The organism is Pontivivens nitratireducens, assembly GCF_011290545.1.
In the GTDB taxonomy this organism is placed as follows: domain Bacteria; phylum Pseudomonadota; class Alphaproteobacteria; order Rhodobacterales; family Rhodobacteraceae; genus Pontivivens; species Pontivivens nitratireducens.
Genome location: NZ_CP049811.1, coordinates 495,571 through 513,343, shown reverse-complemented (window position 1 = coordinate 513,343; position 17,773 = coordinate 495,571). Strand labels below are relative to the sequence as shown.

17 protein-coding genes and 3 pseudogenes are annotated in these 17,773 nt (G+C 61.6%); 4 read left to right on the top strand and 16 right to left on the bottom strand.

The genetic code is table 11. The annotated features are described in order from the left end of the window. Positions 1-4: 4 nt before the first annotated feature. Both G8E03_RS02475 and G8E03_RS02470 read right to left on the bottom strand, forming a co-directional pair. Complete coding sequence (locus G8E03_RS02475) at positions 5-466, bottom strand: (2Fe-2S)-binding protein (RefSeq protein ID WP_166188316.1); 462 nt, start codon at positions 464-466, stop codon at positions 5-7. Between the two features lie 296 nt (positions 467-762). Further along, positions 763-1,077 (bottom strand): hypothetical protein, encoded by a 315-nt coding sequence (locus G8E03_RS02470; protein WP_166188314.1) that lies wholly within the window; start codon positions 1,075-1,077, stop codon positions 763-765. A gap of 184 nt (positions 1,078-1,261) precedes the next feature. On the opposite strand from G8E03_RS02470, the gene G8E03_RS02465 reads away from it, so the two are divergent. Continuing rightward, complete coding sequence (locus G8E03_RS02465) at positions 1,262-2,254, top strand: LysR family transcriptional regulator (protein ID WP_205793193.1); 993 nt, start codon at positions 1,262-1,264, stop codon at positions 2,252-2,254. A 76-nt stretch (positions 2,255-2,330) separates the two neighbouring features. Here G8E03_RS02465 and G8E03_RS02460 read toward each other — a convergent pair. Then, positions 2,331-2,661: pseudogene (locus G8E03_RS02460) on the bottom strand (DDE-type integrase/transposase/recombinase); the annotation flags it as partial. A 92-nt stretch (positions 2,662-2,753) separates the two neighbouring features. On the opposite strand from G8E03_RS02460, the gene G8E03_RS02455 reads away from it, so the two are divergent. Further along, positions 2,754-3,728, top strand: coding sequence for an IS481 family transposase (locus G8E03_RS02455; RefSeq protein ID WP_166188310.1), 975 nt, complete (start codon positions 2,754-2,756; stop codon positions 3,726-3,728). A gap of 65 nt (positions 3,729-3,793) precedes the next feature. Continuing rightward, positions 3,794-3,940: a hypothetical protein gene (locus G8E03_RS17275; protein WP_205793191.1), complete on the top strand. Its 147-nt coding sequence runs from the start codon at positions 3,794-3,796 to the stop codon at positions 3,938-3,940. 58 nt (positions 3,941-3,998) lie between these two features. Here the strand turns inward: G8E03_RS17275 and G8E03_RS17395 are convergent, their stop codons facing one another. Both G8E03_RS17395 and G8E03_RS17565 read right to left on the bottom strand, forming a co-directional pair. Then, positions 3,999-4,184 (bottom strand): tripartite tricarboxylate transporter permease, encoded by a 186-nt coding sequence (locus G8E03_RS17395; protein ID WP_240910392.1) that lies wholly within the window; start codon positions 4,182-4,184, stop codon positions 3,999-4,001. A 79-nt stretch (positions 4,185-4,263) separates the two neighbouring features. Beyond that, positions 4,264-4,671, bottom strand: a complete 408-nt coding sequence (locus G8E03_RS17565; RefSeq protein WP_283811447.1) for a pentapeptide repeat-containing protein — start codon at positions 4,669-4,671, stop codon at positions 4,264-4,266. Between the two features lie 156 nt (positions 4,672-4,827). Between G8E03_RS17565 and G8E03_RS02440 the strand changes: the two genes are divergently transcribed. After that, on the top strand, positions 4,828-6,201 hold the full coding sequence (locus G8E03_RS02440) for a tetratricopeptide repeat protein (protein WP_166188303.1): 1,374 nt from the start codon (positions 4,828-4,830) through the stop codon (positions 6,199-6,201). 185 nt (positions 6,202-6,386) lie between these two features. Here G8E03_RS02440 and G8E03_RS02435 read toward each other — a convergent pair. The 11 genes and pseudogenes from G8E03_RS02435 to G8E03_RS02385 all read right to left on the bottom strand — a co-directional run. After that, positions 6,387-6,629: pseudogene (locus G8E03_RS02435) on the bottom strand (IS5/IS1182 family transposase); the annotation flags it as partial. Between the two features lie 71 nt (positions 6,630-6,700). After that, a pseudogene (locus G8E03_RS02430) lies at positions 6,701-6,909 on the bottom strand (acyl-CoA dehydrogenase family protein); the annotation flags it as partial. A gap of 3 nt (positions 6,910-6,912) precedes the next feature. Continuing rightward, entirely contained in the window at positions 6,913-7,707 is a 795-nt protein-coding gene (locus G8E03_RS02425; RefSeq protein ID WP_166188301.1) for a citryl-CoA lyase, read from the bottom strand. Further along, positions 7,707-8,621 (bottom strand): SDR family NAD(P)-dependent oxidoreductase, encoded by a 915-nt coding sequence (locus tag G8E03_RS02420; RefSeq protein ID WP_166188299.1) that lies wholly within the window; start codon positions 8,619-8,621, stop codon positions 7,707-7,709. The genes G8E03_RS02425 and G8E03_RS02420 overlap by 1 nt, the downstream gene beginning before the upstream one ends. A gap of 12 nt (positions 8,622-8,633) precedes the next feature. Continuing rightward, positions 8,634-9,593 (bottom strand): hydroxymethylglutaryl-CoA lyase, encoded by a 960-nt coding sequence (locus G8E03_RS02415; RefSeq protein ID WP_166188297.1) that lies wholly within the window; start codon positions 9,591-9,593, stop codon positions 8,634-8,636. After that, a complete protein-coding gene (locus tag G8E03_RS02410; protein WP_166188295.1) occupies positions 9,586-11,604 on the bottom strand; it encodes an acetyl/propionyl/methylcrotonyl-CoA carboxylase subunit alpha in 2,019 nt (672 codons plus the stop codon). The genes G8E03_RS02415 and G8E03_RS02410 overlap by 8 nt, the downstream gene beginning before the upstream one ends. 10 nt (positions 11,605-11,614) lie before the next feature. Beyond that, on the bottom strand, positions 11,615-13,222 hold the full coding sequence (locus G8E03_RS02405) for an acyl-CoA carboxylase subunit beta (protein WP_166188292.1): 1,608 nt from the start codon (positions 13,220-13,222) through the stop codon (positions 11,615-11,617). Continuing rightward, positions 13,219-14,610: a phenylacetate--CoA ligase family protein gene (locus G8E03_RS02400; RefSeq protein ID WP_166188290.1), complete on the bottom strand. Its 1,392-nt coding sequence runs from the start codon at positions 14,608-14,610 to the stop codon at positions 13,219-13,221. The genes G8E03_RS02405 and G8E03_RS02400 overlap by 4 nt, the downstream gene beginning before the upstream one ends. Positions 14,611-14,636: 26 nt before the next feature. Next, entirely contained in the window at positions 14,637-15,797 is a 1,161-nt protein-coding gene (locus G8E03_RS02395) for an acyl-CoA dehydrogenase family protein (RefSeq protein ID WP_166188264.1), read from the bottom strand. A 9-nt stretch (positions 15,798-15,806) separates the two neighbouring features. After that, a complete protein-coding gene (locus G8E03_RS02390) occupies positions 15,807-16,586 on the bottom strand; it encodes an enoyl-CoA hydratase/isomerase family protein (protein ID WP_166188262.1) in 780 nt (259 codons plus the stop codon). Then, a complete protein-coding gene (locus tag G8E03_RS02385; protein ID WP_166188260.1) occupies positions 16,583-17,764 on the bottom strand; it encodes an acyl-CoA dehydrogenase family protein in 1,182 nt (393 codons plus the stop codon). The genes G8E03_RS02390 and G8E03_RS02385 overlap by 4 nt, the downstream gene beginning before the upstream one ends. Between the last annotated feature and the right edge of the window lie 9 nt (positions 17,765-17,773).

Sequence of the window (17,773 nt, the reverse complement as noted above, 5' to 3'; positions counted from 1 at the left end):
TCCTTCAGGTCTTGCTCAGTTCAGCCGCTTTGTGAATCGCCGCGCGAATTCGCGGATAGGTGCCGCAGCGGCAGATGTTGCCGGCCATGGCCTGGTCGATTTCGCGATCCGTAGGCTCTGCGCTCTTTTCGAGAAGCGCTACGGCAGACATGATCTGGCCAGACTGGCAGTACCCGCATTGCGGCACGGTCAGATCTTGCCAGGCGATCTGCACAGGGTGGTCGTTGTTCTCCGACACCCCTTCGATCGTCCGGATGGATTTGCCAGCCGCAGCGGCGACAGGCGTGTTGCAAGACCGGACGGCAGCGCCATCAATGATCACCGTGCAAGCCCCGCACCGGGCGATACCGCAGCCGAATTTGGTCCCAGTCAGCCCGGCCTTTTCGCGGATCGCCCAAAGCAGGGGCATCTGCGGGTCTGCATCCAGTTCGTGATCTTCGCCATTGATATTGAGTGTGATCGCCATCCGTTACTCCTCCTCTTTACCCGTTGTCCGGGTCTGCGCACCACGTGCGGTTCGTCTGCGTTGTGCCAAGTCTGGCGCAGTCTGATCTTCACTTGCTCTCGCCGCGCGTTCGGCAAGAACCAAGACTCCCATTGTTCGGACTTTTCCGATCAAACCCCAATAGGACTCTAGACAACCACCGGAGTGTCTCAATGGCCTTTGTGTCGGAGGCGACCAATACGCACTATTGGAAAAACCAATTTAAGCGCGGGGCGGTATTGTGGTTCGAACTGCACCCTTGCCGCCGCCGCGGCCCCTCATTCTTCGCGGGTCTTGTAGGTGCAGTAGAGCCCGGTATCACTGTCGTTGTGATACAGCGTCCCAGCGTTGAGATCGAAACGATAGCTGCCGAAATCCCCTTCGAGCCGGATTGCATCCTCGTCCATCGTGAAATCCGCCAGGCCGATGCCTGCGATGTCCTGTCTGTCCAGCGTGGTGTCGAACGTGTAGATGTCGAGATCCAGCATCCCGGTGCAATTCGCCGTCACGATGTCAGCCGGTGCAGCCCCGGCCCAGACCATGCCGACCATCGCGACCGCCAGACTGCGACCTGTTCCCTGATACCATTTCATGACCCGTCTCCTTCAATTTCTGCCCCCGCCGCGGGGCTTGCTGACAGGAGGTTAGCAGACCAGACACCGCCTGTCGCCGGAGCACGATTTTCACCCGCCCCCTGTTACATCGCCGGTCCGCGGCGTAGCCTTGCCGGAAATGCGCCAATTGCCTGAACGCCGGAGACCATACTTGAAAGTCACGTTGAAACAGCTTGAGATCCTCCACGCGATCATCATGGCAGGCTCCATAAGCCAGGCCACGCGCATGGTTGGCCTGTCCCAGCCGACGCTGTCACAACAACTGGCCAAGTTCGAGGAGACCCTTGGAACGCAGCTGATTGTCCGCGGCCGGTCGTCCAATGTGAAGTTGACCGCAGCCGGAGAATACTGGTTCAGGAACGCTTCACAGATCCTGAATTCCGTCGACAAGGCGGAACAGCAGCACAAGATCCTGTTCGCCGAAAGGAATCTCACGTTGAGCTTCGGAACCACTCCGTCCTTGCGCGGGCGGTTTACCGAAGTCGCCGCGCGGTGTGCCTCCGAGATCGAACAGATCGCGCGCTTCGAAATGGTGTGGGGCACCACGTCAAGCGACGTTGTCGAGATGATCAACACGCACAAGCTCAACTGCGGTATCGTGAGCCTTGGCAGCATTGAGCCGTTCCGATCATCGTTTCATATCGAGCATCTGTGGACAGATCCCATCGCCTGGACCCTGCCTGCGGACATTCCCGACAAGATCATCGAGAGTATTCTGGCCACCGGCGCCTTGCCCGCATCAAGCCCGAAGGCTCTTTCGAGGTACGTCGACCTCACCGAAGAACTGATCTGGAGCGAGTGGAGCGAGAACTGGTTCCGACATCGTTTGCCTTTCGCGACACCGTTTTTCGGTTGCATGGCGCTTCCGACGGCTGTCGATATCGTGGCGGCCGGACTGGCAACCTGTCACACCCCCGTCTCACTCATTAGTAACTTGCCGGAGTCGGTGCGCAGCAGGATCAAGATTGTCGAACTAGGAGAATACAGGCGAGACGTTGTCCTTGTGACGCCAAAGCACCTGATGAGCCTCAAGCCCTTCAAGGCGTTTTGCGACAAGATGACCTCTTATACCCGCGTCGCCTATGGCAATAGCGCCGATCTCCCTAAGAAAGCTGACAGCGCTTTGAGCATTGCCAACTTGTTGTCGCGTGATTGAGAGGAGCGCCCCCGGGTTCGGCCATTTGCGCTGCATAGGTATTCCAGAGATCGAAAGCGTCGGCCCTGGCGTGCCGCTAAGAGATTGCGGAGATCCAATAACGTCGGGGGCGGAAGATCGTGTTTGTCTGATCGTGCGAGGCGAGAAACCTCTGTGCCTGTCGAGGCGATTTGAACCGGCCCATCACTTTCTCGCGCCTTCGTGTAGACCTGTTCGAGCGCTCAATACGATTGTTCAAACCCTTGTGTGCGCGATGATCCGCGTTCGGTGCGAGATCGCGGATAGGCTTGAAATGGCGGCGCAACTTGTCCGTCACAATGACCCGGGGGCTCGCCAAACCGTGCGATCAGTCGCTTTAGGAAACGTCGTGCGGCCTTGGCATTGCGCTGATGCTGCACGAGGATATCTGTTCCATCCCGGATGATCACATAAGCCCTCGGCGATCGGCGCTTTTCATGGCAAGATCGGTCCTCAGGGAAGTTCGGGACGGGGCGCGACCATGTTGATCCACCTTCACAAGCAAGCCACAACGACGCCGAAGGTTCGGGCCGCGATACAAGCGAGCACGGAGCCTGCGCCAGTACTGGCCGAGCGTTTCGGGGTCACGGAGCAGACGGTCTATAAATGGCGGCACCGGGATAGCGTCGAGGATCGCAGCCACACGCCGCATCGGCTTCAGACAACGTTGACGCCCGCGCAGGAAGCGGTCGCGGTTGCCTTGCGCCGGACGCTTTTGGTTTCGCTCGATGATCTGCTTTCCGTGGTCAGGGAGTTCCTGAACCCGAACGTCTCGCGCTCCGGTTTGGACCGTTGCCTGCGACGGCATGGTGTGGGAAACCTCCGCGATCTCAAGGCTCAGGACCAGAAGCCGAAGCACAGCACCTTCAAGGCCTACGAGCCCGGATACATCCATATCGATGTGAAATACCTGCCGAAAATGGAAGATGAGGTCTCGCGGCGCTATCTCTTCGTGGCAATCGACCGAGCGACCCGCTGGGTCTTCATCCGTGTGTTCAGGGCCAAGACCGCCGCCAACGCGCGTCGCTTCCTACGCGATCTGGAACGCGCTTGCCCCCTGCGTATCCGCACCATTCTTACGGACAACGGCAAGGAGTTCACCGACCGCCTCTTCGGCCTGCGCAAGCGCGCGGCCACGGGCGCGCACGAGTTCGACCAGCTCTGCTCAGCCCTCGACATCGATCATCGCCTGACACCGCCAAAGTCACCCCAGACCAACGGCATGGTCGAGCGGTTCAACGGCCGCATCGAAGAGGTGCTGCAAAGCCACCATTTCCGATCAGGCGAAGAATTGGAGACGACGCTGCACCGGTATGTCTGGCTCTACAACCAGCAGCTCCCGCAATCAGCCTTGGGCAGCAAGACGCCATTGCAGGCGATGAAAGACTGGCACAAAATGAAGCCGGAGCTGTTTAAAAAACAGCCATACTACCTTCTGGGATGTGACAGACTGTGAAACTTGGCTGATCATGAGCGATCGCCACGCATGAACCCAGACAACATCAACAACCTGACAATACCTTGCCGGTCGACGGTGCGGGGCTCGTCGATCGCGACGACCTGCGCCGCCCGACTCGCTCCGACAGGCGGCCAGAAACGAAGTTCATCACGCCCTTCACGATACCGAAAGAGACTATGAAGGCGAAGATGACGGTTATCGAGCGCTGAACGACACCGAACTCTGTCTCGGTCAGCGCAGGAATCACAGTGCGTTGCAGGCCGATAGTCAGGGACCCGGTTGCAGACCGGGGATCAGAAAAGCGCCGAGCAGGAACGCCATGCTGGTGCTGCCCGGCACGCCAAAGGCGATGGTCGACACCAGCGCGGCGCTTGTCGTAGCGTTGTTGGCGCTTTCCGCCGCGATCACTCCGCGCACATCACCGGTGTCGAAGGTCTCGTTCGCGCCCTTCACGGTGCGGGCTGCGAACCCATAGGCGAACCAGTCGATGATCGACGCACCTTGCGAAAGTGTGAGCCGAAACTGCCAAAACTCAGCAATTGGTATCGTCGATACGCCCGTCCGGCATGGTCGTGTTGCAAAAGGACACACCATCAACCGTGGCATTCGTCAGATCGGCCCCCGTCAGATCGGCGCCTTTCAGGGTCGCCCAGGACAGTTTGGCCCCCGACAGGTTGCTGCGGCGCAGGTCTGCCCCCTCCAGGTTCGCTCCGTAAAGATCCGCGCCGGAAAGGTCGGCATCGCTCAGCGCCGCGCCCACCAGATTCGGGGCGCCAGCCAGTTCGGCTTCATAGACGTTTGCCCATCTCAGGTTGGCGTCGCTCAGATCGCAGCCGGGACAATCTCCGGTCTCCTTCAGCCGGGTCATTGCCTCGGGCTCCCATGCCGCTGCGGCCATGGGAGCCAGCACGAGAATGGCCATCAATGCGCTCTTCTTCATCGTCATTCGTCTCCTCAGCCTTGGGTATGAAACGATAGCACCTCACCCTTGCCGGTGACGAGTCGACTTCGCGGCAGACCGGCGGGAAGGCGCAGCGGTTGCCATTGCACCCGCGTTGCGGTCTTTTGCATGGGCAACTGCGGACAAACCCTTCACATGACGGACCTTCGATTGATCCCGGCCCTACTCGCGCTGCTGTTGACGCTCGGATCCGCGCAGGCACAGCCGGCTCTGCAAGACTGCGTGGAAACCCTGCCGGAGTGCCTGCTCAAGGATGCGCGCCGCGCCGCCGACGAGGTGTCGCGCCCCAGGCAGCGCGACGAGATTCTCTTTGCCATAGCGGTGGCGTTGGCGCGGATGGATCGGATTGACCAGTCGGTCGAAACCGCGCGCCAGATCGCCAATCCGCGCACCGTGGCCGAGGCCATGGGAGAAATCGCAAAATCCGGGGCACGGGCGGGAGCGGTCGAGCAGGCACAGGTCATCGCGCTTGAAATCGCCGACGCGCGGATCGGCTCCTCGCGCATCGCCGCGCTTGAATCGGTGGCCGTTCAACAGGCCGCTGCCGGCGACATCGACGCCGCCTTCGACACGGTATTGGCAATCGACAACCCTTACCGCCGCTCGGAGGCAGAGGCGGCCATTGCGATCTCGGTTGCGCGCAGCGGCGACATCCGCGGCGCGATCCTCGCGGCAAGCCGCATTGCAACCAATTACTGGTTCACCTCGGAACAGCACCAGTTCAAGATCGCCTCCGGTCTGGTCTCGCGGTCCGGAGAGTTCGATCACTTCTGGTTCTACGAGGCGCTCGCGACGATTGCGCAGATCCAGGCGGAAGCGGGCGACCTTGCTGGCGCTCTCGCAACCGCGGCTTCGATACCCGATGTCGGCGGCCGGTCGCGCGCGATCTCGCGGATCGCCGCGTTCGAGGCCAGACAGGGACAGATCGACAAGGCGCTCGACATCGCATCGCGCATAGAGGCGCCCTACGGCGACCTCGACGCGATGGTCGCGATCGCCGAACGCAGGGCCGCCAACGGCGAGATCGACGCCGCCCTCGGGATCTCGCGCGACCTTGCCCGACATTACGGCGATACCTCGGCCTTTGCCGCGGTCGCGCAGCAGCAGGTTCTTCTGGGTCAGCCGGAGGCGGGCCTTGCTACTGTTGCGGAAATCGACACCCGGGAAAACCGCATCGCCGCCATCGTCGCCATCGCCGAAGCGCTGGTCCGAAACCAGCGGCCGGATGAGGCCCTGGCCATCGTGACGCGCAGCCCGGAGGCGCGCAGCCGCCTTGACATACAATATAGGATGGCTGAGCTCTTGGCAGCAGCTGGCGAAGTTGAGAGCGCGCTCGACCTTGCCAGTGATGTGACGGACCCACGTGACCGAGACGAGATTATGGTCGCCATCGTGCTTGCACAGGCCGGCACCGGCGATACGAAGGGTGCCATCGCCACGGCGCTGATGTTGGACGACGACATGTACCGTGCCATCGCCCTGGCAGGGATCGCGCCCTTTGTCAGGTAGCCGGGGTCGCACCAGGCCGCCCCCGGTGTTGCAGCGGCCTTGCCCGGTCGAAGCTCTGGCAGGGTGCTGAAATAGCCGAAGCGAAATTGTTTTCCGTTATTTGGGTTGCCGTCTTGAACGTAATGCCCGTCGACGCGAATGTTCTGCGCGCGTGACGCCTGCTTTCGGCTTCATTGTGGCCAGCAGCCGGGGGACTCGCGATGCACCATATCCAAGGCAGCACGCCGTTCGGCATGGCCGTCCGCTTCGGTCAGGTTGCCCTGCATAATCACGCCGCAGCGATTCTCCATCAGAGCATGGACAATAAAGCACAGCATCGCACCGGTGCCGGGCGATTTCCTGTAGAGCCGTGCGTCCGGATCGGTGGTCGAGGCATGAGTGATGTTAGAGCGCTTCTCGCCCCGGGAATCGACCTCGGAATCGCGGTTCTGGCGAGGGTTGCTGGGCATCGGGGCGGTCTCGATCTGGGGCTCTTCAGGCACATTCTCGGGGGCGGGCAGTGACACGCGTTGCCACCGTTGCGGTTCACCTCCTCCATGATGATCGAAGCCTCGGTCAGGCCAAGGCCCGATCCGCCATATTCCTCGGGGATCATCGCGACGCGCCAACCCTCGCGGGTCAGTGCATCGACGAACTCTCGGGATAGGGGGCGGCCTCACCGTGCTTGCGATGGTATTCCGGTGGGAACTGCGCGCAAAGAGCGCGCAACGCTCAGGCTTTCCCGGGACCGGAGGTTTCGAGGATTTCCTCCTCGGCACGCTGCCAGATTTCATAGGAAATCGGGTTTTCGCTTTCCTCAAGGATGTGCCCGACCAGCCCGATGGACCGCGCCATGACGCCAAATCCGCGAACGATCTTCCACGGGAAGCCGAATTCGCAGCAGATCGCGCCGATGGCGCCGGTGGCGTTGATTGGCAGCATCTTGCCGGCCTTCTCCTCCGCGACGGCCTGAATCTTCTGGATCAGTGCGATGTACTCGCCCGATTTTCCGTTCTCGGCGGCAATCTGGAACAGGCGCGGCGTGCGCGGGTCGATCGGCTTGTGAACCGGATGGCCCAGACCGGGTACGATGGCCTTTCTGGCGCGGAATTTCTCGACCGTTTCCAGCGCGATTGCGTCCAGATCGGCGCCGGTGCCGAGCTTATCCTCGGGCAGCGCCTCGTATAGCATCTTCGACGCGCCCTCCATCGAGCCGACGAAGACCGTGCCCAGTCCACACAAACCGGCCGCGACCGCCGCCTGTAGCGATTCCGGTGCGCCCATATAGGTCATGCGCGCGGCCAGGGCGGACGGGGTAATGCCGTGTTCCACCAGGGTAATCACGATGGCGTTGAAGACTTTGCTTTCCTCCGGCGTGGCCTTGCGGCCCGTCAGTTGCAGGAAGGCGAGATCGCCCAGGTTCATGTGGCCCAGAATCTCGTTCGGCAGGTCCAGCCCGCGAACGGTGATCTTGTCGGGTGTGCTCCAGCCGATGTCGGAGCTGATCTTATCCTTGCGCTTGGCCATCAGACGGGATCCCATGAGAAGACGTCCGCCGAAACTTCGAGCGGCGTGAACTGCGATTTGAGCGCGGGAATGGCGCGCTCGGCGATTTCATCGGCGGTCCAGCCCTCGCCTGAATGGACGGAGCGCACCGGACGGGGCTGGTTGAACAGGAATATCTCGTTCTTGCGCACCGCGAAGATCTGCCCGGACACGTCCGCCGCACGGTCGCTCATCAGGAAACAGGCCATCGGCGCGACTTTGGCCGGTGTCATTTCCTTGATTTTCGCAACGCGGGCCTGCTGTTCCGGCGTGTCGGTCTTGATCGAGGAGATCATCCGGCTCCACGCGAAGGGCGCGATGCAGTTCGAGCGGACGTTCCACCGCTTGAGGTCGAGCGCCACGGATTTCGAGAAGGCGGCGATGCCCAGCTTGGCGGCGGAATAGTTCGCCTGAGCCAGATTGCCGATCAAACCCGAGGTGGAGGTCATGTGCACCAGCGCGCCGCCCTCCTGCTCACGGAAATAGTCGGCGGCGGCGCGGCTGGTGTTGAACGCACCGTAAAGATGTACCTTCACCACCGCGTCGAAATCTTCATAGGTCATCTTGTGAAAGAAACCGTCGCGCAGGATGCCGGCGTTGTTTACGACAGCGTCGATGCGGCCGAATTCCTTGACGCCCGCCTCGATCATCGCGCGGGCGGCGTCGGGATCGGTGACATTGCCGCCATCGACGATCGCATCGCCGCCAGCGGCCTTGATTTCATCCACCACGTTTTGCGCTGCGGTTTCCGTTTGACCGGTTCCCTTCAGCGACGCGCCCAGGTCGTTGACCACCACAGCCGCGCCTTCGGACGCTGCCATCAGGGCGATATCGCGGCCGATTCCGCCACCCGCTCCGGTGACGAGAACCACCTTTCCGTCAAGTGCCTTAGCCATTTTCATCCTCCCTCAGCTTGCCTTGCGGTACTTGTCCAGACCGCCAGTATGCATGACGCGGCCCATGAGCGGCGCGTCGATAATGTCTTCCGCCTTGACCGCGGCTGCGATCAGCTTGTCCAGGTCGATGCCGGTTTCGATGCCAAGCTCGTGGCACAGGAAAACCGCATCCTCCGTGCAGACATTGCCGGCGGCACGTGCGTGGCCGTGGCCTGCGAAAGGACAGCCGCCAAGGCCCGCGACCGAGCTTTCGAACATGTCTACACCCATCGACAGGGCGGCATAAACATTGGCGATGCCAAGCCCGCGCGTGTCGTGAATGTGCATGCCGATGCGCGCATCCGGCGCCAGTTCACGCAGCGCACCGATCATGCGCTTGACTGCCTCCGGGTTGCCCCAGCCCATTGTATCCGCGACCACCAGGATCGGAACGGGAATCTGCTCCTCCTCGCAAAGCTGCAGGATAAAGCGGAAATCGTCCAGGATGCGCTCCTGCGGCATGGGGCCTTCGAAGTTGCAGCCAAAAGCCGTCATCACATAGGCCGCATCGACCGTGTAGCCTTCTTCCTTGTAGAGCCGGACCCACTCGCGCTGTTTTTCACGCATTTCCAACGACGAGCAATTATTGTTCGCCTGCGCAAAGGATTCGGACGGATAGAACAGAAGACGCGGGTCGATGTCGACCTCATGGGCGGTCAGGGCCTTGCGAAAACCCTTGTCGTTCAGCCACAGCGATGTGTAGTTCACGCCGGGCTTGCGCTTGATGCGCTGGAACAGCTCGCCGGTATCTGCCATTTGCGGCACGTATTTCGGGCTGACAAAGCTGCCGACCTGAATGCGCTTCAACCCCGTCTCGCTGAGCATGTCGATCAGTTCGATCCGGTCTTCGATCGGATAGATTTTCTTCTCGATCTGAAAGCCCTCACGCGGGCCTTCTTCGCGAAATTCGACGAATTTTGGAAAGTCACTCATCTTGTTGCTCCTCGGATGGCAGTATCTCGGCAATGACTTGGCCGCGATCGACCATGTCCCCAGTCGAGACGGATATGTTGCTGGCGATCCCGGCTGCGGCAGCGCGGATCGAGATTTCAAGCTTCATGGATTCCATGACCGCGATCACATCGCCCTCTGCCACCTGCTGACCTTCTGCCACCTTGATCTCGACGATCATGCCGGTCAGCGGAGAAGCCACGGCACGATCCGCCGCCGCATCGCCACCTGCGAAGTCCAGAGGTGCGGCAGGGCGGAAGACAAGACGCCCTTCGGGCGTATCCATCTCAATCACCCCGGCCTGAATACGCGCGTCGATCAGGAAGACGGCGTCGCCATGGCCCAGACGCCAGCGACCAGGCACGACCTCACGCATGGTCAGGGTGGCGACATCGTCGTTTTCCGACAGCACGGTGTAGCTGTCACCGGATTTGACGGGTCCGACGCGGAATTCCTGCGAAGCTCCCGAGGCGTCCGTGAGCGTCACGCGCTGCCCTGCCTCCATCGTGTCGCCGCCCAGGCCCAGCCGCCAACCGGTGAAGGTGTCGCGGTTGATCCAGGGATCGGTTTCCCCATCCTGCCGAGAGGTGGCCATGAAAAGAATGGCCGCTGCGGCCTTCCACAGCTCGGGACGGGACAAGACGCTGTCCTTGGTCAGTTCGTCCAACCTGCCGTCGATCCAGCGGGTGTGAACCTGCATCCGTTCGAATTCCGGATTGCGTGCCAGTGCCGTGAGGAATGCGCGGTTGGTCTCCACACCCTCCACCGCGACATGATCCAGCGCCGTCGCCAGCCGCGCCAATGCCGTTTCCCGGTCGGGTGCGTGCACGATCAGCTTGGCGATCATCGGGTCATAGTAAGGTGTGACCGTGTCGCCCGCTTCGACGCCGCTGTCGATGCGCAGGCCCTCGGGCAGGCTCAGCGTGGTCAATGTGCCTGTCGAAGGGGCGAACTGCATCGCCGGATCTTCGGCATAAAGCCGCGCCTCAACCGCGTGGCCGTTGATCGCAAGGTCATCCTGAACCAGACCAAGGCCCGCACCTTCGGCAATGCGCAGATGCAGCGCGACCAGATCCAGCCCGGTAATCGCCTCGGTGACGGGGTGTTCGACCTGGATGCGGGGGTTCACCTCAAGAAAGAAGTATTCCTCGCCCGCGACCAGAAATTCCACGGTGCCCAGACCGCGATAGGCCAGCGTTTCGCCCAGACGCACCGCGTCCTGCGCGATCCGGTCCAGCAGAGCGCGCGGCAAACCCCAGGCCGGGGCCTCCTCGATGACCTTCTGATGGCGCCGTTGCAATGTACAGTCGCGCTCGAACAGGTGCACAACGTGCCCGTTTCCGTCGCCTGCGATCTGCACTTCGACGTGGCGGGCCTCGGGCAGGAAGCGTTCCAGCAACAGCCCTTCGGAGCCAAATGTGGATTTTGCCTCCCGCAGCGCGCCTTCGATGTCCTCCTCCAGAGTGGTCTCATCGGTCACAAGCCGTTGGCCGCGACCGCCGCCACCGCCGACGGCCTTGAGCAGGACGGGCAGGCCCATCTCGCGCACTTCCCTGGCAATCTCCTGCGGGTTGGATCGCGCGCCTTGCGCGCCGGAAATCACTGGAACACTGGCGGCCACCGCGGCATCCTTGGCGCTGGCCTTGTCGCCGAAACGTTCAAGCGTTTCCGGCGTCGGCCCCATGAAGATCATGCCGGCGGCTTCGACCGCACGGGCAAAATCGGGATTCTCCGCCAGAAAGCCATAGCCGGGATGGATCGCATCCGCGCCGACCGACTTCGCGGCGGCAATCACCGCGTCAATCTTCAGATAGCTTTCGGATGCGGGTCCGGCGCCGATGCAGACGGAGTGTCCGATCTCCCGAACGTGAAGGGCATTTGCGTCGGCCTGCGAATGCACGCCGACAGGGGTGATACCGCTGGCCCGCGCGGTGCGCGCGATCCGGCAGGCAATTTCGCCGCGATTGGCGATAAGAAGCGTTTTGATTTTCATGGTTCGCCCCTCACATCCTGAACACGCCGAAATTGGTTTCGACCTTAGGTCTGCGCGATGTCACATCCAGCATCAGCGCCATGACATTCCGGGTTTCACAAGGTTCGATCACGCTGTCGATCCACAGGTTGGAGGCAAAATTGTAGGCACCTTGAAACTCCTCGTATTCCTTGCGGATCGGGGCCTTGAAGGCTTCCTCCTCCTCGGGGGTCCAGCTCTTGCCCTCACGCTCGTTGATCTGGGCGCGGACCTGCGCCAGCACGCTGGCGGCCTGCTCCGGCCCCATGATGGCGGAACGGCCCGTCGGCCAAGCGAACATCGCGTCCGGCTGGAAAGGACGGCCCAGCATGGCCAGATAGCCGGCCCCGTAGGAGCCGCCGGTGATGATGGTAAATTTCGGCACCCGCGCGGAGGACATGGCCGTAATCATTTTCGCGCCGGCCTTGGCAATGCCCATCTGCTCGACCTCGCGGCCGACCATGAAGCCATTCACATCGGCCAGGAACAGCAATGGAATATCGCGCTGGACACAAAGGTTGATGAAATGGGTGGCCTTCAACGCGGCCTCAACGAACAGCACACCGGTATTGGCGATAATCCCGACTTCGTGGCCGTGGATCCGGCCCCAGCCGGTCATGATGGTATCGCCGTAGAGCGGCTTGAACTCGTGAAAGTCACTGTCGTCCACCAGCCGGGCGATGATCTCCCGGTTGTCCGTCGGCACCTTGGGATCTCGGCTGACGATGCCGTAGATTTCCTCGGTCGGATAGGCGGGCTCCCGCGGTTCATGGGGTGTCTTGCGGGGCACGGGCTTTTCGCCCAGATGGCTGACGATATCGCGCGTGATGGCCAGCGCGTGTGCGTCATCCTCGGCCAGATGGTCGGTTACGCCCGAGACGGACGAGTGCATCTTGCCACCGCCCAGCGACTCGGCATCGACCTTCTCACCTGTAGCAGCAAAGGTCAGTTCCGGGCCACCCAGATACATGAAGCCCTGACCGCGCACGATCACCACCTCGTCGCAAAGCGCGGGAATATAGGCGCCGCCTGCGGTGCAGGGGCCCATGACCACTGCGATCTGCGGCACGCCGTCACCCGACATGCCGATCTGCTGATGAAAGATTGAGCCGAACTGCCCCTCATCAGGGAAGAGATTCGCTTGATCAGGAAGGAACGCGCCGCCCGAATCCACAAGCGTGATGACCGGAAGACGGTTTTTCCAGGCGATTTTCTGCGCGCGCACGTGCTTGCGGCACGTGATGCCGAAATAGGTGCCGCCCTTAACGGTGGCATCATTGGCGATGATCATGCACTGGCGGCCTTCGATCACACCGATACCGGTGATGATGCCGGCGCCGGGCGGAACGCCCTTGTGCATGTTCAGCCCGGCCAGTTCGCCAAGCTCCAGAAAGGGCGTACCAGGGTCGATCAGGCGTTCGATACGCTCACGCGGCAGTATCTTGCCTTTCGATTCGTGCCGTTCACGTGCCTTTTCAGGACCGCCGACACGCTGCGTCAGCCGCAGAGCATGCAGATCGTCGATCTTCTGGCGATACTGCGCATCATTTTCCCGGAAGCCGTCGGACCCGGTGTCGAGGAGGGATTTCATTTTTGTCATGACAGGTCGGGATATTCTCTTAGGACAAAGGCTACCTTCGCAGCGCCGGGCTTTTCAAAGGTGTCGGGCGCGACGAGATGAACGTCGGCCTTGAAGACAAGGGCGTCGCGCAGTCGCTGTTCGATCTTCTTCTTGAGCGCTGCATCATCCTTGGCGTCACGGTCAGGACCGCGTTCGACAATGACCGTCAGCGCGCCCTGTGTGGTGTGACCCTGGAAATCGGCCACGATCCGCATGACGCCGTTGGTTTCCGGCACCATTTCCGTGACCACGCTGTTGACGGCCGAAGGGAAGACATTGGCGCCGCGTACGATCAGCATGTCGTCGGTTCGACCGGTGCAGCGAATTTTCGGTCCGGTGCGCCCGCAGGTGCATTCCGTATCGATGACTTCGATGTAGTCGCCGGACCGGAACCGCACCACCGGGCTCGCCTCGCGGCCGATCGCGGTATAGATCATTTCGCCCTCGGCGCCCTTTTCCCAGGGAATGATCTTGCCGCTTTCGGGGTCGAGCAGCTCTGTAATGATATAGTCCATGTTGACCATATGCATCCCTGACTGAGCCTCGCATTCGGCCCAATACGTAACGCCCAGATCGGTGCCGCCCAGCATTTCGCAGCATTTCGCGCCCCAGGCTTCTTCAATTTTTGCGCGAATTGCCGGAATGCCGCCGCCGGGTTCACCGCCGACGATTACCTGCTCGACGCCCAGCTCGCTGGCCTTGCAGCCGAGGATCTCGGGCGCTTTCTCCGCCAGGTGCAGAACGAAATTCGGGGCACCGACGATGCAGCGCGGGCGCGTGTCGGCGCAGGCGCGCAGCAGCCGTTCCGCGCCGCCATCCGCCCCGACCGGCACGTCGATCGTTCCCATGTATTGCAAGCCCTGCATCACGGGGATGCCGCCGACAAAGCCCTTGGCCAATGCGAATGCATGCAGCACCATGTCGCCGGGGCGCACACCGTTTGCAAAGAAACAACGCGCGGTCATTTCGTGCCACATCTCGGTATCGGCCTCGGTCAGCGCGACGTAGGACGGGCTGCCGGTCGTACCTGACGAGGCCTGCATCTGGATGATGTCCGCCATCGGGGCCGCGCGGTGCTTGCCGAAGGGCGGCTCCGCGGCCAGGCTTTCGCGGATCTCGGTCTTGTAGGTGAAGGGCAGCTTTTGCAGATCCTCGATGGTGCGGATGTCGTCGAAATCCACACCCGTCTCGGCCAGCTTCTCCTGATAGAAGGTGGAGTTCGCCTTGAGATAGGCCATCTGCGCGCGCAGCCGCTCCTCCTGAATGCTGCGCACCTCGTCGAGGGGCATGCCCTCGATCTCGTGCCAGAAGCGGTCGTTCACCTTATCGGCGGCGTCTTGCCGCCGGAAGCGCATTCCAAATTGCATGTCGTCCTCCCTTCCGGGCCGCGCGATCAATAGGATCGCGGCAGGCCCATGACCTTTTCACCGATAAAGCTGAGGCATAGTTCGCGGTTCACGGGTGCCGTGCGCAGCAGGCGTACCAGCGGGTACATTTCGTACAGTCCGGTATCCTCGGTAAAACCGGATCCGCCATGAGCCTGAAGTGCGGCGTCCACGGCTTCGATCCCGGCCTCCGCCGCTGCGTATTTGGCCATGTTCGATGAGGCACCGGCGGGCAGTTTGTTATCAAACTCCCACGCCGCGCGACGGGTCATCAGACTGGCCATTTCCACGGCGGTATGCGCCTTGGCCATCGGGTGCTGCACACCCTGATGCGCCCCGATAGGCTGGCCGAAGACATTGCGCTCGGACGCGTAGGCCACGCCCTTGTTCAGCGCGAAACGGCCGATGCCGCAGCACAGCGCGGACAGGATGATACGCTCGGGGTTGAGGCTGTCGAACAGGATCGAGAACCCCTCGTCCACTTCACCCACCACGTCCTCGGGGCCCAGATCGACCTCGTCGAAGAACAGAGTCCACTGTTCCTCGGGCAGGGGGATCGAGATCTTCACCCGCTGCTTGTCGACGCCCTTTTTCTTCAGGTCCACGGCGAACAGGGTGAAGCCGTCCGTCTTGCGGCTGACCTCCGTGTGCGGCTTGGTCCGTGCCACCACCAGGCAATAATCCGATACCTCGGCGCCGGTGATGAAGGTCTTTTCGCCCGACAGGCTGAACCGGTTGCCCCGGCGCTTGGCCAGCGTGGTGGCCTTCATCGTGTTGGAGCCGGCACCCGGTTCCGTGATCGCGAAGCAGAACTGGATATCGCCGCGGCAGGCTGCCGGCAGCAGTTCCTTCTTGTGGAACTCGGACCCGTGACTGGCGAGGTGAGCCAACGACATGGTCGGCCCGACCACCATCATCAGAAGCGGAATGCCATTATTGGCGGTGCCTTCCATGAACAGCGACATTTCTGTCATGCCCAGTCCGGCACCGCCGTATTCCTCGGGCACCATGATGCCCAGGAAGCCGTCATCGGCAATTTTCTGGAACATCTCTTTGGGGAATTCGTGCTTGCGCGCGTGCTCCAGCCAATAGGAATTGTCGTATTTCTGTGCCAGCTGATCGCCATATTCGTAGATTTGGCGCTGTTCGTCGTTCAGGGTAAAATCCATGGTTCTTCCTCAGCCCTTGAATTCAGGTTTGCGACGGTTCTCGAAGGCATCGAGCCCTTCGGCGACGTCGTCACTGGGCAGCGCGCGGACGGCTGCGTCGCGCTCAAGCCGCATCTGCTGGTCGATGCCGAGATCGGCACCCTCCCGCGCCAACCGCTTCATTTCAGCGATACCCGGGCGGGACCGTGTGGCAATCTTCTGGCAATATTCCAGGGCGGCCTTATGCAGATCCGCGTCCGGTACGATGTAGTTGACCAGACCGCTTTCCTTAGCCTCATCCGCCTTGAGCCAGCGGGCCGAGAACATCAGATCGAGCGCCCGGCGCTGACCCATCAGGCGCGTCAGCCGTTGCGAGCCGCCCCAGCCGGGGATCAGCCCGAACTGCGCGTGCTGATCGCCAAACTGGGCGGTTTCGGCCGCGAAACATACATCACATGCCAGCATCAGTTCGATCCCGCCGGCCAGACACAACCCCTGTACGGCCACTACGACAGGAAGAGGGGAGACTTCGAGCGCACGGAGGTTTTTCATGCCAAAGGCGATGAAATGGTCCAACTCGACGGGATCGTTCAATTTACCTTTCACTTCAGTCAGATCGGCACCGGTGCAAAAGTGCTTGCCCTGCGCGCGGATAAGGATCGCCCGGATATCCGGGTTCGCCTCGAATTCCGCCCGCGCGGCAGTTATGCGCTGGTGCACGTCCAGTGACAGGCAATTGAATTTCTCGGGGCGGGCCAGATCGATGATACCGGTGGTACCCTCGATGCTGGCGATGACAGGGTCGCTCATTTCGAACCTCCCTTCGCCCGCTTGTCGTATTGCAGCGCCATCCGGCCTACTTTTTCACGCGCGATCACCAGTTTCTGGATTTGCGCGGTGCCGTCCCCGATCTGCAGGCCGAGAACGTCGTTGTAGCGCTGGTGATGCGGCAGGTCGGTGGTATAGCCGTAGTGCCCGTGCAGGATCAGACACTGGTGCAGAATCTCGCAAGCCGTCTTGGGCAGATACCATTTGCACATCGCCGCTTGCGAGGTGTGGGGCAGGCCCTGGTCGCGCAGATCCAACGTATAGTAGCAAAGCTGACGCATCATGGTCAGTTGGGTTTCCGCCTCGGCCAGCGGGAAGCTTACACCCTGATACTGGACGATGGGCGCGCCGAATGCCTCACGCTCCTGAACATAGGCCCAAGTCTCATCCACCGATGCCTGCGCGGCGCCCAGGCATTCCAGCCCGATCAGCGCGCGTGAATAGTCAAAGCCCGCCATGATCGTGCCAAAGGCGCGATCCTGTTCGGCCATCATGTTTTCGGCCGGCACGAAAACGTCGTCAAAAAACACGGATCCGCGCCCGACCGGCTTGGTGCCGATGTCGTCGAAATGGGTGCGCTTGACGCCCTCCTGATTCAGATCGACGAAAAAGGCGCTGACCCCGCGCGCGCCGCCGTCCTGATCGCCGGTGCGGGCGAAGACCACGGCCGCATCGGCCTGGCTGGCAAAGCTCATGGAGGTCTTCTCACCGTTCAGCCGCCATCCGTTGCCGGATTTCTCGGCCTTCAGGATCAGGTTCGCAGCATCCGATCCGCCGCGTGGTTCGGTCAGGCCCAGCCCGATAACGGCGTCGCCGGAAACAACCTTGGGCACCCATTCCGAAGCGATGTCCTTCGACGCGTGCTTGGCCACCATACCCCCCATGAGGGAGCCGAGAAGCTGCACATAGCTTGCGTTGAAATCGGCATAGGCGATCTCCTCGACGATCAGCCCGGACGTGACCGAGCTTTCGCCAAGACCGCCGAATTCCTCGGGCAGATCGGCGCCGATCAGGCCCAGTGCGCCCATTTCCTTGATCAGCGCGCGATCAAAGACGTGCCCGCTGGCGCGTTTGAGATAGCTGGACGCCAATTTTTCCGTGGCGAATCGCTTCGCGGTTTCGCGGAACGCCTTTTGATCTTCTGTTGCCTGGAATTGCATCGGTGCTAC

Excerpts from the sequence above, each read along its gene's own strand:
- G8E03_RS02475 (WP_166188316.1), bottom strand. The coding sequence starts at position 466 with ATGGCGATCACACTCAATATCAATGGCGAAGATCACGAACTGGATGCA.
- G8E03_RS02470 (WP_166188314.1), bottom strand. The coding sequence starts at position 1,077 with ATGAAATGGTATCAGGGAACAGGTCGCAGTCTGGCGGTCGCGATGGTC.
- G8E03_RS02455 (WP_166188310.1), top strand. The coding sequence starts at position 2,754 with ATGTTGATCCACCTTCACAAGCAAGCCACAACGACGCCGAAGGTTCGG.
- G8E03_RS17565 (WP_283811447.1), bottom strand. The coding sequence starts at position 4,671 with ATGAAGAAGAGCGCATTGATGGCCATTCTCGTGCTGGCTCCCATGGCC.
- G8E03_RS02440 (WP_166188303.1), top strand. The coding sequence starts at position 4,828 with ATGACGGACCTTCGATTGATCCCGGCCCTACTCGCGCTGCTGTTGACG.
- G8E03_RS02425 (WP_166188301.1), bottom strand. The coding sequence starts at position 7,707 with ATGGCCAAGCGCAAGGATAAGATCAGCTCCGACATCGGCTGGAGCACA.
- G8E03_RS02420 (WP_166188299.1), bottom strand. The coding sequence starts at position 8,621 with ATGGCTAAGGCACTTGACGGAAAGGTGGTTCTCGTCACCGGAGCGGGT.
- G8E03_RS02415 (WP_166188297.1), bottom strand. The coding sequence starts at position 9,593 with ATGAGTGACTTTCCAAAATTCGTCGAATTTCGCGAAGAAGGCCCGCGT.
- G8E03_RS02410 (WP_166188295.1), bottom strand. The coding sequence starts at position 11,604 with ATGAAAATCAAAACGCTTCTTATCGCCAATCGCGGCGAAATTGCCTGC.
- G8E03_RS02405 (WP_166188292.1), bottom strand. The coding sequence starts at position 13,222 with ATGACAAAAATGAAATCCCTCCTCGACACCGGGTCCGACGGCTTCCGG.
- G8E03_RS02400 (WP_166188290.1), bottom strand. The coding sequence starts at position 14,610 with ATGCAATTTGGAATGCGCTTCCGGCGGCAAGACGCCGCCGATAAGGTG.
- G8E03_RS02395 (WP_166188264.1), bottom strand. The coding sequence starts at position 15,797 with ATGGATTTTACCCTGAACGACGAACAGCGCCAAATCTACGAATATGGC.
- G8E03_RS02390 (WP_166188262.1), bottom strand. The coding sequence starts at position 16,586 with ATGAGCGACCCTGTCATCGCCAGCATCGAGGGTACCACCGGTATCATC.
- G8E03_RS02385 (WP_166188260.1), bottom strand. The coding sequence starts at position 17,764 with ATGCAATTCCAGGCAACAGAAGATCAAAAGGCGTTCCGCGAAACCGCG.